Raw genomic sequence first — 17,154 nt, forward strand, 5'->3', positions numbered from 1 at the left:
GGGTGCCCCAGCGTGGTGTGGGTGGTGACGAGCTCGCCGGTCTGCGGATAGGCGTGCCAGGTGCGCCAGCCTGTTTCTTCGGCCCTCATCGCGGTCACCGCGTCCGGGTCGCCGGGAAAGGCACCGACGAGTGCGTGCGGGTCACGTTCCAGCTGCCGCCACAGCGCCTGCACGGCGGTCCGGTCCAGGGGCTCCACAGTGGAGTTGAACCGGTACGCGCCGTCGTCGACCGCCCCCGGCAGATGCGGTGCGTGGCCGGGCAGGCAGGCGACCGTCTCGACTCCGCCGGGCCAGACCACCTGATGCGAGGCGCCCAGCAAACGGAACTCCATAGTGGACCCCACGTAGAGGACGTGCAGCGCGGGCAACACCGGCAGCCCGAGGGCGAAGCTCAGGTCACCAGCGGTCGTGTCGGCGTACGGGGTGTCGAGGCGCACCAGCACGGCGCTCAGCCGCCCTGCGGGTAGATGAGCACCTCGGCACGGTGCAGCTTCTCGCCCCGGCCGACCTCCCACTTGCCGCTGTCGCCGTACGACTCGAACGACAGCAGGGCCCCGTCCGGTGCGGCGTAGTCCTCGTACCGCACGGTGCCGGTGGGGTTGAGCCCGGTCGTGCCGGTCGCCGTGTAGCGGGCCTGGCCGGCCTCGTCGCGGGTGTAGCGCCGGCCGTCGAAGTCGACCGTCGGGGCGCCCGGCGCGATGGTGGCGCTCGGCACCTCGGTCCACAGCACCAGCTCCAGGTCGGGATCCTCTTCGACGGAGAGCCACACCTTGCCGCCGTCCGCGTCGTCGAGCAGGTGCTCGGCCCAGCCCCAGTCGCCCTCGGTGAAGCGCAGCGAGCCGCGCACCGCGTACGACCGGGTGCGGATCTCGACGATGTCGCCGGGCTTGAGGACGCGCGGGTCACCCCGCAGCGCGTCGGTGTCGGCCGCGCGGAACGGATCGGCCGGCGGCGCCGGGGCTTGTTGGGGGCGGCGGGCCCGGCGCAGCGCCACCACCGCGATCACCACGCCAGCGGCGCCGATCAGGCAGCCGAGCACGACCACGAGGATTGCCGCGTTCCCGTTCACGCACGCCCCTTCCGGCTGTCGCTGGCCCACGAGGCTAGCAAGGCGGATCTACGTCCGGCGACGGGTGATCCACTTCCCGTTTCGGCGGCGCCGGCGGTGCACCGTACTGCGGCGGCGGGTACGCGTAATAGACGGGCACGGCGTAGCCATACGGATACGGCACGTACGCGGGCGGCACCGGCTCCGTGCGGAAGTAACGGTTGGACGGCGGCACCAGCAGCAACACCCCGACCGCGATCGACAGCAGGAACACCGTCACCGCGGCGAGCGGCACCACCGGGGCGAGCCAGGCCATCGTGCCGCTCTCGTCCAGTTCGTAGAGCTTTTCGTAGAAGGCGGAGTCCGCCGGCCACACCTCGTCCTCGGCCAGCGCCGGGTCTTCCGGCAGCGAGGCGACGAAGAGGAACATCAACGAGCCGGCGCCGGTCGACCCGACACAGCACAGCAGCTGGAGTCCCGCGCCGACGCAGGCGAGGACGCGTCCGACGTTGCTACCCCGGCCGAACGGCACAGCGGTCGCCACGGACCAGACCGCGAGCACGACCGCGACGGCGCAACCCACGGCGGCGCCCGCCACGTTGGACGCCCGCTCCGACGACACCTCGGCCGGCTCGGCATTGGTCAGCTCCGCCGCGCGGTCGATGAGGCCGGCGTAGTAGATCGAGTCGACGACGATCAGCGCCACTATGACCATGAGTGCCGCAGCCGCACCCAATTGGAGCCAGAACGCCACCGTGACGGTGGCGGGGCGCTGCTTGGGTTCGATCACGGCCGGAACCTACCGGCGACCGTCCTATTTGGGCAGCGGCCGATCGGTCAGCGCGCGGTGAGTTGCCCCGTCGCGTACGCGGCGAGGCTGGTGCGGTCGAAGATGCAGCCGTGAAAGGTGGTGAACTCGGCGCTCTCGTGGCTCAGCGAGCCCCACGCGGCCTGCCCGGCGGCCGGGTCGAACCGGGCGAGCAGCGTGGCCGCGTACGCCTTGCCGGCCGGTGACCCGTTCGCGAGCAGCCACGCGAGGTGCGGTCTGATCTCGTCGGCCTGCTCGGGCAGGGCCTTCTCCACCGCCCAGAACGCCTCGGTGACCGGCAGGATCCGGGCGGCGAGCCCTACCCCGCCGAACGCGACCACCTCCGCGCTGGCCAGCTCCCGTACCGCGGCGGCGAGTGCCTGGTCCACCGCCCCATTCTCCTCCTCGATCGCCGCCGCGCGCCCGCATCCTCGTGATCAGGCTGAGGTGACCGTCAGGGCGTCCTTAGAATCGGACAGATCCACGCGGACGGTGTCGCCGTCGCGGATCTCGCCGGCCAGCAGCGCCTTGGCCAGGCGGTCGCCGATGGCCGACTGGACCAGCCGGCGCAGCGGCCGCGCGCCGTAGATGGGGTCGTAGCCGTGCTCGGCCAGCCAGACCCGCGCGGCATCGGTCACCTCCACGGTCAGCCGCCGGTCGGCCAGGCGCCGGCGCAGGCGGTCGAGCTGGATGTCCACGATGGACGTCAGCTCCACGCCGGTCAGCGAGTGGAACACCACGATGTCGTCGAGCCGGTTGAGGAACTCCGGCTTGAAGTGCGACCGCACCACGGCGAGCACCGCCTCGCGCCGCTCGTCCTCGGACAGCGTCGGGTCGGCGAGGACCGACGAGCCGAGGTTGGCGGTGAGGATCAGGATCGCGTTGCGGAAGTCCACCGTACGGCCCTGGCCGTCGGTGAGCCGCCCGTCGTCGAGCACCTGCAGCAGCACGTCGAAGACGTCCGGGTGGGCCTTTTCCACCTCGTCCAGCAGCACCACGGAGTACGGCCGCCGGCGTACCGCCTCGGTGAGCTGGCCGCCCTCCTCGTACCCGATGTACCCGGGCGGCGCGCCCACGAGCCGGGCGACGGAGTGCTTCTCGCCGTACTCGCTCATGTCGATGCGGACCATGGCCCGCTCGTCGTCGAAGAGGAACTCGGCGAGCGCCTTGGCCAGCTCGGTCTTGCCCACGCCGGTGGGGCCGAGGAAGAGGAACGAGCCGGTGGGCCGGTCCGGGTCGGCGACGCCCGCGCGGGCCCGCCGTACGGCGTCCGACACCGCCCCGACCGCCTCGGACTGGCCGATCACGCGGGACCCGAGCGACGCCTCCATGCGCAGCAGCTTGGCGGTCTCGCCCTCCATCAGCCGCCCGGCCGGGATGCCGGTCCAGGAGGCGACCACCGCGGCGATGTCGTCCGCGCCGACCTCCTCCTTGAGCATCGCGCCGTCGGCCTGCAGTACGGCCAGCTCCGCCTCGGCCCGGGCCAGCTCGCCCTGGAGCTGCGGGATGCGGCCGTACCGCAGCTCGGCCGCGCGCTCCAGCTCGCTGTCCCGCTCCGCGCGGTCGGCCTCGCCGCCGAGGCGTTCCAGCTCCTCCTTGGCCGTGGAGATCTTGGTGATGTGCTCTTTCTCCAGCCGCCAGCGCTCGGACAGCGCGGTGAGCTGCTCGCGCTTGTCGGCCAGCTCCCGGCGCAGGCGCTCCAGCCGCTGCGCCGAGGCCGGGTCGGGCTCCTTCGCGAGCGCCATCTCCTCGATCTCCAGGCGGCGCACGGCCCGTTCGATCTCGTCGACCTCCACCGGCCGCGAGTCGATCTCCATGCGCAGCCGGGACGCGGACTCGTCCACCAGGTCGATGGCCTTGTCCGGCAGGAAGCGGTCGGTGATGTACCGGTCGGACAGCGCGGCTGCGGCCACCAGCGCGGCGTCGGTGATGCGTACCCCGTGGTGGACCTCGTAGCGCTCCTTGAGGCCGCGCAGGATGCCGATGGTGTCCTCGATGGTGGGCTCGCCGACCAGCACCGGCTGGAAGCGCCGCTCCAGCGCGGGGTCCTTCTCGATCTTCTCCCGGTACTCGTCGAGCGTGGTGGCGCCGACCATGCGCAGCTCGCCGCGGGCCAGCATCGGCTTGAGCATGTTGCCGGCGTCCATCGAGCCCTCGCCCTTGCCGGCGCCGACGACCGTGTGCAGCTCGTCGATGAACGTGATGACGTGGCCGTCCGAATTCTTGATCTCTTCGAGCACGGACTTGAGCCGCTCCTCGAACTGCCCGCGGTACTGCGCGCCGGCCACCATCGCGGCCAGGTCGAGCGAGACCAGCTTCTTGTCGCGCAGCGACTCCGGCACGTCGCCGGCCACGATCCGCTGGGCCAGGCCCTCCACGATCGCGGTCTTGCCGACGCCGGGCTCGCCGATCAGCACCGGGTTGTTCTTCGTACGCCGGGAGAGCACCTGGATCACCCGGCGGATCTCGGAGTCGCGGCCGATGACCGGGTCCACCTTGCCGTCGCGGGCCCGCGCGGTCAGGTCGACGCCGTACTTCTCCAGCGCCTGGTACGTCTGCTCCGGGTCGGCGGTGGTGACCCGCCGGTCCCCGCCACGCACCGTCGGGAACGCCGCGACCAGGTTCTCCTCCGTCGCGCCGGCCGCCTTCAGGGCCTTGGCGACCGCCCCGCCGACCCGGGCCAGCCCGGCCAGGATGTGCTCGGTCGACGTGTACTCGTCGCCGAGAGGGCGGGCGATCTGCTCGGCCGCGCCGATGGCGTTCACGAACTCGCGGGACAGGCTCGGCTCGGCGACGCTGGACCCATGCGCGGTGGGCAGGTTTTCCACGGCGCGGGCGGCGGCCCGGCGGATGTCGGCGGGGTTGGCGCCGACGGCCCGCAGCAGGCCGCTCGCGGTGGACCCGCCGGTGTCGAGGAGCGAGAGCAGCAGGTGCCACGGCTCGACGGTGGCGTGCCCGCGCTGGTTGGCGATGGCGACCGCGCCGGTGATGACCTCGCGGCTCTTGGTGGTCAAACGTTCGGCGTTCAATCTTGCTCCCCAAAGTTGAGCGTGGACCACTCAACTCTAGCGCGCCGGACGAACTACCACCGCCAGCGCCAGAACCGGTACTGATGCCGTACGACGAGGCTGCCCATCGACTGGCGGCCGGTCACCACGAAGTGGGGCGAACCGCCCGCCTCGGGCACTCCGCGATGCTTGACGCTACCCGCGACGGTCTGCACGTCGGTGGCGTCCACGGAGGCGCCCGGCGGCATGACCAGGACGGTGCTGCCGGCGACGACGTCGAGGCTGATCTCCACCACCGGATGGGAGATCACCGCGTCGGTGAAGTCGAGCTTCACCGAGCCGGCCTTGTTGCTCGCCACGATCCGCCGGGGCACCGCCCAGACACCCTTGCGCTTCAGCTCCGATGCGATCGAACGCAGCTCGGCGACCTCGCGGGGTGGGGCCAGCCCGGGCGCCACCGGCAGGTCGGCGACGTACGGCTCGACCTCCCCGTACGTCGCGGCGGCCCACACCCCGGCGACCCGTTCCTCGAACTCGGCGAGGGTGATCCGCCCCTCGCTGGCGGCGTCGTTCAGCCGCTGCACGATCCGCTCCCGATCCGCGTTGGACATGCGGAGATCGCGATGGGGCGACGGGTGCTGAGGAGAAAGCTCGCTCACACGCAGAAAGGTACCGTGTTGCTGGTGCGAGTACGGGTAGAGCAGACGGCACTTCCGGGCATTGGCGTACGTCACGACATCGTGACCGAGTCGGGCAGGCGGGTAGGCGTGGTGACCCACCGCACCGGGCGCCGCGACCTCGTCCTGTACGACGAAGACGACCCGGACGCCTGCATCGCCTCGATCCCGCTCAACGACGACGAGGCGGAGGCGCTCGCCGACATCCTCGGCGCCTCGCTCATGCTCGGCCAGCTCTCCGGGCTGCGCCAGCAAGCCGCGGGCCTGCTCACCGAGCAGATCTCCATCCCGGCCGGCTCGCGGTTCGTCGGCCGGCTCCTCGGCGACACCAAGGCCCGTACCCGGACGAGCGCCTCGATCGTCGCGGTGCTCCGCGACGGCCAGGTGATCGCATCGCCGGGGCCGGAGTTCGTCTTCGAAGCGGGCGACGTGGTGGTCGTGGTGGGCACCCGGCAAGGGCTCGACGGCGTCACCGCGATCCTCGCCGACGGCGATCCGGACAGCTGAGCGCATGCACGACACCACCGTCCTACTCATCGAGGTAGGCGCGCTGCTGTTCGGCCTCGGACTGCTCGGCCGGCTCAGCCGGCGGATCGGGCTCTCGCCCATCCCGCTCTATCTGCTCGCCGGGCTGGCGTTCGGGCACGGCGGACTGGTGCCGCTGTCGGCCAGCGAGGAGTTCTTCGCGATCGGCGCCGAGATCGGCGTGATCCTGCTGCTGGTCATGCTCGGCCTGGAGTACACGGCCAGCGAGCTCATCGGCAACCTGCGCAGCAACGCCCCGGCCGGCCTGCTCGACGGGCTGCTCAACGCCCTGCCCGGCGCCGCGCTCGCGCTGCTGCTGGGCTGGGGCTGGGTGGCCGCGCTGGTACTCGCCGGCATCACCTGGGTCTCGTCCTCCGGCGTCATCGCCAAGGTGCTCGCCGACCTGGGCCGGCTGGGTAACCGGGAGACGCCGGTCATCCTGTCCATCCTGGTCATCGAGGACCTGGCCATGGCCCTCTACCTGCCGCTGCTGACCGCGGTGCTGGCCGGCGTCGGGCTGATGGGCGGGGCGCAGACCATGGCGATCGCGGTCGGCACGGTCGGTGTCGTGCTTATGGTCGCGATCCGGTACGGCCACGCCATCTCCGCGTTCATCTCCGTCAAGGACCCCGAGGCGTTGCTACTCGGCGTACTCGGCCTGACGCTCTTCGTCGCCGGCGTGGCCGCCCAGCTCAAGGTGTCCGCGGCGGTCGGCGCGTTCCTCGTCGGCATCGCGCTCTCCGGCCCGGTCGCCCACCACGCGACCGAACTGCTCTCGCCGCTGCGCGACCTCTTCGCCGCGGTGTTCTTCGTGTTCTTCGGCCTGGCGACAAACCCCGAAGACATGCCGCCGGTGCTGCTGCCCGCGCTCGGGCTCGCGGTGGTCACCATGGCCACCAAGATCATTACTGGGTACGTCGCGGCGAAGCGCGCCGGCATCGCGGTGCCGGGCCGGCTACGGGCCGGACTGGGACTGATGCCGCGCGGCGAGTTCTCGATCGTCATCGCCGGCCTGGCGGTGGCCACCCCGGGCATCGAGCCACAACTCGCACCGCTCGCGACCGCCTACGTCTTGATCACAGTGGTGAGTGGACCAATGTTGGCACGGCTGCCCGACTTCGCCTGGTTCAAGGGGCTTATCCTGCGCCGGAGCAGGGCACGAAGGCGGCCGCAACCCTTGCCCACAACGGACTGACAGGGGCCGCTTACGTAACGGGTTGGCGTATGACACTTTCCGCCTCTTCCGCAAATACCCGGCGGCGCGTTACCGTGTCGCCGCAGATTCCGGGGGTCGGGCCCGGAGCCTGCGGGGGCAGACTCGCGAGGGGAGCGGGCGGGTGACCTTACAACAGTCGATGTTTCGGGGCTTCGCCAACGCTGTCGATCCCTCGGCGGCGGAGCTACGCGCGTGGGCGTACCAGCCGGATTCCGTGCCGCTGCAGTCGATGCCGCCGGACTGGGACCTGCTGGTCTCCGGCGACCGCCTGATCGGCACGCTCTTCGATCTCGCCATGGACCGGTCCTGCCCGGCCCGCCGCTTCGCGCTGCACTGTCTCTACATCTACGCGGCCGACGGCATCCGGACGAACTTCCGCGCGCACCCCAAGCGGCGCCTGCGCAAGCTGGTGGAGCAGGCCGAGGAGTACGGCGACGAGCTGATGGTCACCTGGGCCCACAACGCGAGGTCCTGCTGTCCAAGCCCGACCTCTTCGACTACCACGACTGGTGCGAGGGCGGCCTAGTCCGCCAATCCCGCCGCCTCGCCTAACCCCCGGCCCCGGCCTCCCCGTCTCTCCCCGTTGATCAGGGAGTAACTCGGGCGTGTTGCGGCGCGCCCCTGGAGCCGGTCCCTGATCACGGCGATCTTGCGGGCCCACGCGGACAGCGGGACGGGCGGGGACCCCCCGTGGATCCCCGCCCGTGCGCTGTCGCCATTTCGCGCCAACGGCTCACTTGTTCGAGTCGTCGCCGTCCATCTTGTCGATGTAGTTCGAAGCCGCGTTCTGGCCCTTGTCGATGTGGTCGGCGTACTTGCCGCCGGTCTTCTCGTCGAGCTTGTCGCCCGCCTTCTCCACGCCGTCCTTGACCCGATCCGCGCCGATCTTGTCGATGGCCTGCTCGGCCTTCTCCCTGAACGAGTCGGCGATCCCCATTGACCCCTCCTTCGCCTTCCCAATAGCCCGGAATGTGCCGTCCAGGCCAAACGTCAGATTAGTCGACAGGGCTGGCTGAGGAGCTGAAACGGGCAATTACGACGACCGGCGTGGACGCCAGACCACCAGCGCGTTCGACACCTGGTTGATCGGCACGAGGTCGGCCCGCGGGTACGTGCCGGCCTCGTACTCGGCCACCCGCTGGTACGCCTCGGCGAGCGCGCCTTCCAGCTCGCTCACCCGGTCCTGGAGCTCCGCCACGAGCTGCTCCAGGCCGATGATCCGCTTGATCCCGGCGAGGTTGACGCCGACCTCCTGGCTCAGCCGCTGCACCTCGCGCAGCAGCGCCACGTCACGCGCGCTGTACCGCCGGCCGCCACCCGTCGCGCGGCCGGCCTGCACGAGCCCCAACCGGTCGTACTGGCGAAGCGTCTGCGGGTGCATGCCCGCCATCCGCGCCGCCACTGAGATGATCAAGACCTTGGCGTCGGAGGCGGCCTCGACGGAGATCGTGAATTCGGCGTCCATCATGCTCACCCCTTACCGGCTACCCATATCGACGTACCCGTGCGTCAAGATGTTCCCGCGGCGGCGGCGAGGTCTCCGCGGCGAACGTCTCCAGCGCGTCCCGGGCCTTGTCGTTGAGGTCCTTCGGGATCGTGATCTCGACGGTCACGAGCAGGTCGCCGACCCGCCCGTCGCGCCGGGCCACGCCCTTGCCACGGGCCCGCAGGGTGCGCCCGCTCGGCGTGCCCGGCGGCACCCGGAGCGTGACCGCGCCGTCCATGGTCGGCACCCGCAGGTCGGTGCCGAGCACCGCCTCCGCGACCGTGATCGGCACGTTCAGCGTCAGGTCGTCGCCGGACCGGCCGAACAGGTCGTCCCGGCGCACCTTGACCAGCACGTACAGGTCGCCGGCCGGGCCGCCGCGCACACCCGGCTCACCCCGCCCGGCCAGCCGGATCCGCTGGCCGTCGCCCACGCCGGCCGGGAAGCGGACGTTGATCGTGCGGGTCTTGGTGACCCCGCCGGTGCCCAGGCACTCGGGGCACTTCTCGTCGACGATCGTGCCGACGCCCTGGCACTCGCGGCACGGCTCGGAGAAGCTGAACGACCCCTGGTTGCGGGTCACCAGCCCGGAGCCGAGACACACCGGGCAGGCGCGCGGCTGGGTGCCCGGCTTGGCACCGTTGCCGTGACAGGTGTCGCACACGCCCGGCGCCCGCAGCGAGAGCGGCAGCGTGACCCCGCGTACGGAGTCGCCGAAGTCGAGCACCACCTCGGCCTCGACGTCGCGCCCACGGGCCGGCCCGCGGGCCCGACCGCCGCCGCCACCACCGCCCCCGCCCGAGAAGATCGAGCTGAAGATGTCCGAGAAGCCGGCGCCGCCGAACCGACGGTCGCCGCCACCGCCGCCGCCCTGGAACCCGCCGAAGAGGTCGGAGGGATCGAACCCGCCCCGCGCCCCGCGCCGGAACGCGCCCGACCCGAAGAGCGCGCGCATCTCGTCGTACTCCTTGCGCTTGCGCTCGTCGGAGAGCACGTCGTACGCCTCGGAGACAGACTTGAACCGGTCCTCGGACTCCGCGTTGCCGGGGTTGTGGTCCGGGTGCAGTTCGCGGGCGAGCTTGCGGTACGCCTTCTTGATCTCGTCGGGGAGGCGGACTTCGGAACCCCTAGGACGGCGTAAAAGTCCTTTTCCAGCCAGTCCTTCGAACTCACCTCATCCACCTCCCCCGGCGACTATTCAGGGTCTGCGACGGCGACAAGCGCCGCCCGCAGCAGCCGATCGCCGAGCAGATAGCCCCGGCGCATGACGTTGACGCACGTCGGCTCGCTGACCTCTGCCGAGGTCAGATGCGCGACCGCCTCATGCCGGGTCGGATCGAAGGGGTCGCCCTTCTCACCGAACGCGGTCAGCCCGAACTTCCCCAGCGCCGCGACCAGCTGCTCGGCCACCGCGGCGAAGGGGCCCACCAGGTCACCGTGCTCGCGGGCCCGATCCAGGTCATCGAGTACGGGCAAAAGCGCGCTCAACACCTGACCGGTGGTCTGCTCCGCGGCCAGTCCTCGATCGCGGTCGACCCGTTTGCGGTAGTTCGCGTATTCCGCGGTAACCCGCTGCAGGTCCTTGGTCCGCTCGTCCAGGTCGGCCCGGAGCGCCTCCAGCTCGGCACCCAGCGCACCGGCGGTCACCTCGGCGAGCTCCGCCTCCACGGCGGACTCGTCCTCGGCGACCTCCGGTGCCGCGTGGTTGGGCTTGCGCTCCTTCGTGGCGCCCTCCGGCGCGTCCTGCCCCGCTGCGGTGGTTTCCGCCTCGGCTGCCACCGACGCCTCCGTCGCCTTGTCGGTCGTCTCAGACCTCTTTGATTTGTCCGCCTTGGCGGCATCGGACTCGGCCGCGTCGGCGGCCTTCACCTTGCCGCCGGACGGATCGATCCTCCGCTTGTCACGGATGACGACCCGCTCGGCGGCCTGGTCATCGTCGCGTGCAGGAGTCACTTCTTGTCGTCCTCGTCGACGATCTCGGCGTCCACCACGTCATCCGGCTTGGCACCGGCGGAACCCGTGGCGCCCGGGCCCGGGTTGTCCGCCCCGGCATCCGCACCCGCACCGGCCTGCTCGGCCTGCTGCGCGTACAGCAGCGAGCCGGCCTGCTGGGAGACCGTGGCCAGCTTCTCGTGCGCCGAACGGATCTTCTCGATGTCGCTGCCGCCGAGCGCGCTGCGCAGGTCGCCGAGGGCCTCGTTGATCTGGTCCTTGGAGTCGGCGGGCAGCTTGTCGCCGCTCTCCGCGATGAACTTCTCGGTCTGCCACTGGAGCTGCTCGGCGAGGTTGCGGGTCTCCGCCTCCTCGCGGCGCCGCTTGTCCTCGTCGGCGTGCTCCTGCGCGTCGCGCATCATCCGCTCGATGTCGTCCTTCGGCAGCGCCGAGCCGCCGGTGATCGTCATCGACTGCTCCTTGCCGGTGCCCAGGTCCTTGGCGTTGACGTGGACGATGCCGTTCGCGTCGATGTCGAAGGTGACCTCGATCTGCGGAACGCCCCGCGGCGCCGGCGGGAGGCCGGTCAGCTCGAAGGTGCCGAGCTTCTTGTTGTACGCCGCGATGTCCCGCTCGCCCTGGAAGACCTGGATCAGCACGGACGGCTGGTTGTCGTCGGCCGTCGTGAAGACCTCGGACCGCTTGGTCGGGATCGTCGTGTTGCGCTCGATGAGCTTGGTGAAGATGCCGCCCTTGGTCTCGATGCCCAGGCTCAGCGGCGTCACGTCGAGCAGCAGGACGTCCTTGACCTCGCCCTTGAGCACACCGGCCTGCAGCGCCGCACCCACGGCCACGACCTCGTCCGGGTTGACGCCCTTGTTGGGCTCCTTGCCGGTGAGCTGCTTGACCAGGTCGGAGACGGCCGGCATCCGGGTGGAGCCGCCGACCAGGATCACGTGGTCGATGGCGGCCAGCTTCACGCCGGCGTCCTTGATCGCCTGCTCGAACGGGCCCTTGCAGCGGTCGAGCAGGTCCTGCGTCATCCGCTGGAACTCGGCCCGGCTCAGGGTCACGTCCAGGTGCAGCGGCGCGGACGGGCTGCCGTCGGCACCGGCCGGACCGGCCGTGATGTACGGCAGGTTGATGCTCGTCGTGGTGGCCGCGGACAGCTCGATCTTGGCCTTCTCGGCGGCCTCCTTGAGCCGCTGCATGGCCATCTTGTCCTGCGACAGGTCGACGCCGTGCTGACCGCGGAACGTCTTGACCAGGTGGTCGATGATCCGCTCGTCCCAGTCGTCGCCGCCGAGGTGGTTGTCACCGCTGGCGGACTTCACCTCGATGACGCCCTCGGCCAGCTCCAGCAGCGAGACGTCGAACGTGCCACCGCCGAGGTCGAAGACCAGGACGGTCTGCTCCTTGGAGCCCTTGTCCAGCCCGTACGCCAGCGCGGCCGCGGTCGGCTCGCTGACCACCCGCAGCACGTTGAAGCCGGCGATCTCACCGGCCTCCTTGGTGGCCGTACGCTGCGCGTCGTTGAAGTACGCCGGAGTGGTGATCACCGCGTCGGTGATCCGCTCGCCCAGGTACGCCTCGGCGTCGCGCTTGAGCTTCATCAGCACCCGCGCGGAGATCTCCTGCGGGGTGTACTTCTTGCCGTCGATGTCGACGGTCCAGTTGGTGCCCATTTCCCGCTTCACCGACCGGATCGTCCGGTCTGGGTTGGTCACCGCCTGCCGCTTGGCAACCTCACCGACGAGCACCTCACCGTTACGGGCGAACGCGACGATCGACGGCGTGGTGCGCGATCCCTCGGCGTTCGCGATGACGGTGGGCTCGCCACCCTCGAGCACGCTGACCACGGAGTTGGTAGTGCCGAGGTCGATGCCGACCGCACGTGCCATGTTCGCTTCCCTCGCTTCTAACGGGTCAAGTTGAGTGGACCAGGCTCAATAGTGCCACGCCCACCCTCATCGTCAAATCCAGGGTTGAGCGCCCCCCACGCAAGGCTACGCGGGCCGGGCCACCCCCGCGCCACACTGCGCCCCGCCACGCCGATCAAGGCTTTCCGTGTCGATCAAGGGCAAACGGCCGTGAATCGGAGATCAAACCACGACCGTTTGCCCTTGATCGACGGGAAGGTCCTTGATCGGAACGAGGGTGGTGGTCGAGCGGGAAACGGGCAAACGTTAGCGGAAGCCGCACTGTTTGTGTTGTATGCGATGCGTGGATCGGGCAGTCTTTACCCGTGACGTCGCACGGTGACATGCCGGCGGGGAGATCTGGCACGCCTACCGCGACCCCCGAGGAGCCGCCGGCCAGCCCGGATCCGGGGTCTGACCAGGACGCCGGAGCCGCGGCCGACGCTGAGCACGGCACGGAGGCGAAGCCCGCCGAGCTCAAGCGTGCCACGGAGGCGGAGCCGGCCGCGGCTCCCACAGAGACCAGCGCCGAGACACCCGAAGCCGTCACCGAGCCCGCCGCGAGCGAGCCCGAGGCAGAAACCGAGCCTGAGGCCACCGAGCCCGAGGCCGACGCCGAGCCGGAGAAGGACACCGAGGCCGTCGCCGAGCCGGAGCCGGAGCCGGAGCCGGAAGAGCCAACCGCCGAGGTGGAGCCGGCCAACCCGGCCAACGAGGAAGCGGCGGAAGAAGACGACGACGGCCCAGAAGACGACAGCGCCGCGGAGATAGCCGCCGCGCTCACCCGCCTGCGCGGGCGATCGCCGGGTCGCAGTACCCGCTGGTCCTGCACTCGGCCGAAGACGCCCGCCGGATCAGTGCGGCCCTGCTGGCGCAGCTCGACGACTACCTGCTGCCCCGGCTCGCGCGCCTGGACGCGCCGCTGCTGGTCGTGGTCGGCGGCTCGACGGGAGCGGGCAAGTCCACCTTGGTCAACAGCTTCGTACGGGCACCGGTGAGCCCGGCCGGCGTGCTGCGGCCGACCACGCGCACGCCCGTACTGGTGTGCAATCCGGCGGACTCGCAGTGGTTTCGGCGCGGAGACCTGCTGCCGGGGCTGACCCGTACCACCGAGGCCACCAGCGAACCGGACTCGCTGCAGATCGTCGCCGCGCCCGCGCTGACCGCCGGGCTGGCATTCCTCGACGCGCCCGACATCGACTCCGTGGTGGACGAGAACCGGGCGCTTGCCGCGCAGTTGCTCGCGGCCGCCGACCTGTGGCTCTTCGTCACCACGGCCGCCCGGTACGCCGACGCGGTGCCGTGGGAGCTGTTGCAGACCGCGCGCTACCGGGGCACGGTCACCGCGCTGGTGCTCGACCGGGTGCCGCCGGAGGCCGCCGAGGAGGTCACCGCCCACCTGCTCGAGATGCTGTCCATCCACGGCCTGGACACCGCGCCCCTGTTCGTACTGCCGGAGACCGAGGTCGACAGCCAGGGCCTGCTGTCCGAGTCGGTGACGATGCCGCTGCGCGACTGGTTCGGCCGGATCGCCGCCGACGCGGCCACCCGCGCCGCCGTGGTCCGGCAGACGCTCGACGGCGCGCTCGCCGCGCTCGAACCGGCGGTCGCGGGGCTGGCCGCCGCCGCGGACGAGCAGGTCACCACCGCGGACGCCCTCGACGATCGGGTACGCGCCGCGTACCGGGCCGGGCGCCGCACGGTCTCGCAGGGCGTGCAGGACGGCCGGTTGCTGCGTGGCGAGGTGCTCGCCCGGTGGCAGGAGTTCATCGGCACCGGCGAGTTGCTGCGCACCCTGGAGGCGCGCATCGGCCGACTCCGGGACCGGGTCGTCGCCGCGCTCCGCGGCCGGCCGGTGCCCGGGCGCGAGCTTCGTTCGGCGATCGAGGCCAACCTGGTCACGCTGATCCGGGGTGCCGCCGCCGACGCGGCCGACCAGGCGTACTCGGGCTGGCAGGCGCACCCGGCCGGGTCCGCGCTGCTCGATCCGAGCCTCGGCCGATCCAGCGCCGACCTGCCCGAGCGGGCCGAACGGCTGGTACGCGACTGGCAGCGCGGGGTGCTGGAGATGATCCGGCGGGAGGCGGGCCACAAGCGGGCCACCGCCCGCGGCGCCGCGTACGCCGTGAACGCCACCGGGCTCCTCGTCATGATCGGCGTGTTCGCGTCGACGGCGTTCATCCCGACCGGGGCGGAGGTCGCGGTCGCCGGTGGCACCACGGTCGCCGCGCAGAAGGTGCTCGAAGCCATCTTCGGCGACCAGGCCATCCGTGCCCTGGCCGCGAAGGCCCGCGACGACCTGCTGGCGCGGACGAACGCGATCCTGGACGAGGAGGCCGCGCGCTACGCCGACCGGCTGATCGCCGCCGGGATCAGCGCGGATCCCGCCACGGACCTGCGCGACGCCGCCGCCCTGGTGGAGTACGCGCGGGCAAAGGCCGCCCTCACCGACGGCACCATGTTGGCCCTGCCGGGGGTTCATCTATGAGCATTCTCAGCAGGTTGCGGCGCGACGACGAGATCGACGCCGACCGGCTGTCCGACCGGGTCGACGCGATCGGCCGGTTCATCCGGGTGGTCGACGGCCACCTGCCCGAGCAGCGCCTGATCGCCGCGCACACCGTGGTCGAACGGGCCGGCGCCCGGCTGGCGCTCTCCCGCGACCACACCGTGGTGGCCCTCGCCGGTGCCACCGGCAGCGGCAAGTCCAGCCTGTTCAACGCGCTGGCCCGGCTCGACCTGTCGCCGGTGGGCGTGCGCCGCCCGACCACCGGCATGGCCCACGCCTGCGTGTGGGGCAACCTGCAGGGCGCCAACCGCCTGCTCGACTGGGTGGGGGTGCTGCCGCGGCACCGGTTCATCCGGGAGAGCGCGCTGGACGGCGACGACGAGCGGGCACTGCGTGGGCTGGTGCTGCTGGACCTGCCCGACTTCGACTCGGTGGAGCGGTCGCACCGGCTGGAGGTCGACCGGCTGCTGGGCCTCGTCGACCTGGTGGTCTGGGTGGTCGACCCGCAGAAGTACGCCGACCGGGTGGTCCACACGCGATACCTGCAGGAGTTTCGCAACCACAAGGACGTCACGGTCGTGGTGCTCAACCAGATCGACCGGCTGCCCCCGGACGAGGTCGAGCGGGTCCTTACCGACCTGCGCAAACTGCTCGACGAAGACCAGCTCGACGGCGTACCGCTGGTGGCCACGACCGCGCTGCGGCAGTCGGCCATCACCGACCTGCGCGGCATGCTCGAGCAAACCGTCGCCGAGCGGCAGGCATCCCTGCGGCGGCTCGCCGGCGACGTCGACACCGTGGTCGACCAGCTCTCCGACGTGGTGGGCCCGGCCGTGGCCGAGGACGAGATCGACCGGAGCACCGTGCGGGAGCTGACCGACGCGCTCGCCGTCGCCGCCGGGGTGCCGGCCGTGGCGGAGGCGACCGAGCACGCGTACCGGCATCGGGCGGCGCAGGCGACCGGCTGGCCGGTCGTGCGGGGCTGGCGCCGGTTGCGCCCCGATCCGCTGCGCCGGCTGCACCTTCCCGAGGGCCCGGTCGAGCCGGGCGAGCCGGTCGGCGCCACCTCGGTGCCCGACCCGAACGCCGCCCAGCGCGCCGCCGTCGGCCTGGCGCTCCGCACGGTCGCCGACCGCGCCTCGGCACCGCTGCCCGACCTGTGGTCGACCGCGCTCAACACCGCGGCCCGTTCCCGGCTGCGCGACGTGCCCGACGCGCTCGACCGGGCCGTCGCCAGCACCAACCTGCGGATGGACGAGACGCCGGCGTGGTGGCGGGTCGTGGGTGGGCTGCAGTGGCTGGTCACCCTCGCCGCCGTGGGCGGGCTGCTCTGGCTGGCTGCCGGGTACGCCGTACGCGTGCTCGGGCTGCCCGAACTGGACTACCCGATGGTCGGCGTCGTACCGCTGCCCACGGTGCTGCTCGTCGGCGGGCTGCTGGCCGGGGTGCTGATCGGCTTCCTGGTGCGCCCGCTCATCCGGCACGCGGCGCGGCGTGCCCGGCGCCGGGCGGAAAACCGGCTGCGGGCGGCCGTCACCGAGGTGGCGCGGGAGCACATCGTCGCGCCCGTCCGGACGGTCCTGCACGCGTACGCCGAGGCACGAGAGGCACTGACGTCCGCCGGATCGTGAGGCTCGGGCTGGGGCTGCTCGGCGCGCTCCACCTGTCCTGGGGCGTGCCGGCGACGCTGGCGCCGCGGTGGTTCTTCGACACGTTCCCCGGCTTCGGGCGGGCGTGGACCGCCGCGTATCCGCCCTACAACGAGCACCTCGTGATAGATCTGGGCGCCACGTTCACCGCCCTGGGCGTACTCCTGCTGATGGCGGCGTGGCTCGCGGACCGCAAGGTGACCGCGGTGGTCCTGTGTGGAGTGCTGGTGTTCTCTTCTTTGCACTTGATCTTCCATGCCCGCCACCATGGCGCGCTGGCCGGTGCGGACCTCGTGGCGAGCCTGGTGGCGCTGGCGCTCGGGGTGGCCGTCCCGGTCGGCCTTCTCGTGCTCGACCGGCGGCGGCGGGCGTAGGGT

At 71.5% G+C, this 17,154-nt stretch carries 13 protein-coding genes and 4 pseudogenes; 6 read left to right on the top strand and 11 right to left on the bottom strand.

Going from position 1 to position 17,154, the window contains the following annotated elements:
• Window positions 1-8: 8 nt before the first annotated feature.
• The 6 genes and pseudogenes from Prum_RS19225 to Prum_RS19250 all read right to left on the bottom strand — a co-directional run.
• Window positions 9-443, bottom strand: a pseudogene (locus Prum_RS19225) (DUF2617 family protein); the annotation flags it as partial.
• Window positions 444-448: 5 nt separating this feature from the next.
• Entirely contained in the window at window positions 449-1,069 is a 621-nt protein-coding gene (locus Prum_RS19230) for a DUF4178 domain-containing protein (protein WP_173077788.1), read from the bottom strand.
• Between the two features lie 34 nt (window positions 1,070-1,103).
• Complete coding sequence (locus Prum_RS19235) at window positions 1,104-1,838, bottom strand: hypothetical protein (protein ID WP_173077789.1); 735 nt, start codon at window positions 1,836-1,838, stop codon at window positions 1,104-1,106.
• A gap of 47 nt (window positions 1,839-1,885) precedes the next feature.
• Window positions 1,886-2,245 carry a hypothetical protein gene (locus Prum_RS19240; protein WP_246277979.1) on the bottom strand — a complete coding sequence of 120 codons (360 nt, stop codon included), beginning with the start codon at window positions 2,243-2,245 and terminating at the stop codon, window positions 1,886-1,888.
• A gap of 48 nt (window positions 2,246-2,293) precedes the next feature.
• A complete protein-coding gene (clpB, locus tag Prum_RS19245; RefSeq protein WP_173077790.1) occupies window positions 2,294-4,885 on the bottom strand; it encodes an ATP-dependent chaperone ClpB in 2,592 nt (863 codons plus the stop codon).
• A 53-nt stretch (window positions 4,886-4,938) separates the two neighbouring features.
• Window positions 4,939-5,475 carry a DUF1707 SHOCT-like domain-containing protein gene (locus Prum_RS19250; protein WP_173077791.1) on the bottom strand — a complete coding sequence of 179 codons (537 nt, stop codon included), beginning with the start codon at window positions 5,473-5,475 and terminating at the stop codon, window positions 4,939-4,941.
• Between the two features lie 72 nt (window positions 5,476-5,547).
• On the opposite strand from Prum_RS19250, the gene Prum_RS19255 reads away from it, so the two are divergent.
• The 3 genes and pseudogenes from Prum_RS19255 (at window position 5,548) to Prum_RS19265 (ending at window position 7,834) form a co-directional block, all read left to right on the top strand.
• Window positions 5,548-6,048, top strand: coding sequence for a cation:proton antiporter regulatory subunit (locus Prum_RS19255; protein WP_173077792.1), 501 nt, complete (start codon window positions 5,548-5,550; stop codon window positions 6,046-6,048).
• A 4-nt stretch (window positions 6,049-6,052) separates the two neighbouring features.
• A complete protein-coding gene (locus Prum_RS19260; RefSeq protein WP_173077793.1) occupies window positions 6,053-7,261 on the top strand; it encodes a cation:proton antiporter in 1,209 nt (402 codons plus the stop codon).
• Between the two features lie 160 nt (window positions 7,262-7,421).
• Window positions 7,422-7,834 (top strand): annotated as a pseudogene (locus Prum_RS19265) (hypothetical protein).
• A 181-nt stretch (window positions 7,835-8,015) separates the two neighbouring features.
• Here Prum_RS19265 and Prum_RS19270 read toward each other — a convergent pair.
• The 5 genes and pseudogenes from Prum_RS19270 to dnaK all read right to left on the bottom strand — a co-directional run bounded on the left by Prum_RS19270 (window position 8,016) and on the right by dnaK (window position 12,601).
• A complete protein-coding gene (locus tag Prum_RS19270) occupies window positions 8,016-8,219 on the bottom strand; it encodes an antitoxin (protein WP_173077794.1) in 204 nt (67 codons plus the stop codon).
• 96 nt (window positions 8,220-8,315) lie between these two features.
• Window positions 8,316-8,747: a heat shock protein transcriptional repressor HspR gene (locus tag Prum_RS19275; protein ID WP_173077795.1), complete on the bottom strand. Its 432-nt coding sequence runs from the start codon at window positions 8,745-8,747 to the stop codon at window positions 8,316-8,318.
• A gap of 19 nt (window positions 8,748-8,766) precedes the next feature.
• Window positions 8,767-9,941 (bottom strand): annotated as a pseudogene (gene dnaJ / locus Prum_RS19280) (molecular chaperone DnaJ).
• A gap of 21 nt (window positions 9,942-9,962) precedes the next feature.
• Window positions 9,963-10,721: a nucleotide exchange factor GrpE gene (grpE, locus tag Prum_RS19285; protein ID WP_173077796.1), complete on the bottom strand. Its 759-nt coding sequence runs from the start codon at window positions 10,719-10,721 to the stop codon at window positions 9,963-9,965.
• Window positions 10,718-12,601, bottom strand: a complete 1,884-nt coding sequence (dnaK, locus tag Prum_RS19290) for a molecular chaperone DnaK (protein ID WP_173077797.1) — start codon at window positions 12,599-12,601, stop codon at window positions 10,718-10,720. Before dnaK ends, grpE begins: the two co-directional genes overlap by 4 nt.
• Window positions 12,602-13,308: 707 nt before the next feature.
• Between dnaK and Prum_RS19295 the strand changes: the two are divergent.
• The 3 genes and pseudogenes from Prum_RS19295 (at window position 13,309) to Prum_RS19305 (ending at window position 17,151) form a co-directional block, all read left to right on the top strand.
• Window positions 13,309-15,107: pseudogene (locus tag Prum_RS19295) on the top strand (ABC transporter).
• Entirely contained in the window at window positions 15,104-16,759 is a 1,656-nt protein-coding gene (locus Prum_RS19300) for a GTPase (protein WP_173077798.1), read from the top strand. Before Prum_RS19295 ends, Prum_RS19300 begins: the two are co-directional and overlap by 4 nt.
• Complete coding sequence (locus tag Prum_RS19305; RefSeq protein ID WP_173077799.1) at window positions 16,756-17,151, top strand: hypothetical protein; 396 nt, start codon at window positions 16,756-16,758, stop codon at window positions 17,149-17,151. The genes Prum_RS19300 and Prum_RS19305 overlap by 4 nt, the downstream gene beginning before the upstream one ends.
• Window positions 17,152-17,154 lie beyond the last annotated feature (3 nt).

The sequence above is a fragment of the Phytohabitans rumicis genome, from assembly GCF_011764445.1.
Classification (GTDB): Bacteria; Actinomycetota; Actinomycetes; order Mycobacteriales; family Micromonosporaceae; genus Phytohabitans; species Phytohabitans rumicis.